The organism is Flavobacterium granuli (assembly GCF_900129705.1).
Classification (GTDB): Bacteria; Bacteroidota; Bacteroidia; order Flavobacteriales; family Flavobacteriaceae; genus Flavobacterium; species Flavobacterium granuli.
In genome coordinates, this window is the sequence record NZ_FQWO01000034.1 from 1 (window position 1) to 1,040 (window position 1,040).

1 protein-coding gene is annotated in these 1,040 nt (G+C 47.2%); it reads left to right on the plus strand.

Annotation, left to right across the window (positions count from 1 at the left end; all coding sequences use genetic code 11):
• The coding region (locus BUB25_RS16320) for a SprB repeat-containing protein (RefSeq protein WP_211517665.1) at positions 1-1,040 on the plus strand (1,040 nt) is incomplete at both ends.

The following is a 1,040-nucleotide window of genomic DNA, read 5'->3' on the forward strand; positions in this document are numbered from 1 at the left end:
AATGTAACTTGTAATGGCGCCAATGATGGAACCATTACCGTAACTGCGCCTGCCGGTGGTTATGGAACTTATGAATACCGATTGAACACTGGAGCATGGCAATCTAGCGGGAACTTCAGCGCTCTGGCCAATGCTACTTATAGTGTGCAGATTCGCGATGCAGCAAATCCTACTTGTGTAATTGTATTGGGCGACCAAATCATAACGCAGCCAGCTGCCTTGACTGCCGCTGTGGCCAAAACAAATGTAACTTGTAATGGCGCCAATGATGGAACCATTACCGTAACTGCGCCTGCCGGTGGTTATGGAACTTATGAATACCGATTGAACACTGGAGCATGGCAATCTAGCGGGAACTTCAGCGCTCTGGCCAATGCTACTTATAGTGTGCAGATTCGCGATGCAGCAAATCCTACTTGTGTAATTGTATTGGGTGACCAAGAAATTACACAGCCAGCTGCCTTAACAGCCGCTGTGGACAAAACAAATGTGACTTGTAATGGTGCCAATGATGGAACTATTACCGTAACTGCGCCAACTGGTGGTTATGGAACTTATGAATACCGATTGAACACTGGAGCTTGGCAATCTAGTGGGAACTTCAGCGCTCTGGCCAATGCTACTTATAGCGTACAGATTCGCGATGCGGCAAATCCTACTTGTGTAATTGTATTGGGTGACCAAGAAATTACACAGCCAGCTGCCTTAACAGCCGCTGTGGACAAAACAAATGTGACTTGTAATGGTGCCAATGATGGAACTATTACCGTAACTGCGCCAACTGGTGGTTATGGAACTTATGAATACCGATTGAACACTGGAGCTTGGCAATCTAGTGGGAACTTCAGCGCTCTGGCCAATGCTACTTATAGCGTACAGATTCGCGATGCGGCAAATCCTACTTGTGTAATTGTATTGGGCGACCAAATCATCACGCAGCCCGCAGCCTTGACAGCCGCTGTGGACAAAACAAATGTGACTTGTAATGGCGCCAATGATGGAACCATTACCGTGACTGCTCCAACTGGTGGTTATGGAAC